This window comes from Mesorhizobium sp. M7A.F.Ca.CA.004.04.2.1, assembly GCF_004022825.1.
In the GTDB taxonomy this organism is placed as follows: Bacteria; Pseudomonadota; Alphaproteobacteria; order Rhizobiales; family Rhizobiaceae; genus Mesorhizobium.
Map to the genome: position 1 here is coordinate 1 of NZ_RZPH01001782.1, position 466 is coordinate 466.

The window sequence follows — 466 nt, forward strand, 5'->3', positions numbered from 1 at the left end:
GAAGAAGGACCTGACCGACAACGCTTTGCAGAATGCCCGCGAAGCGCTCGGACGCCGGCTGGCTGAAACCTCCACCCAGGGACGCCTGCTTGCGGGTTTCGCCGAGACATTCGGCCTGGCCAAGCCGCCGGTGCGCATCGAGGTTTACGACAACTCACACATCATGGGCACCAACGCGGTCGGCGCCATGGTCGTCGCCGGACCGGAAGGGTTCGTGAAGAACCAGTACCGGAAATTCAACATCCGCTCGACCGAGATCACACCTGGCGACGATTTCGGCATGATGCGCGAGGTGATGGAGCGACGTTTTTCGCGGCTGCTGAAGGAGCATGGCGATGTCCCGGCTGGGGATGCGGCTGATGGTTCGGCGGACGATATGGAGGACGATATCTCCGGCAGCTTCCCGGCCTGGCCCGATGTCATCCTGATCGACGGTGGCCAGGGCCAGATGACTGCGGTGCGCAAG

At 62.9% G+C, this 466-nt stretch carries 1 pseudogene; it reads left to right on the forward strand.

The window, feature by feature from the left end:
* A pseudogene (locus EN893_RS37555) lies at positions 1–466 on the forward strand (excinuclease ABC subunit C); the annotation flags it as partial.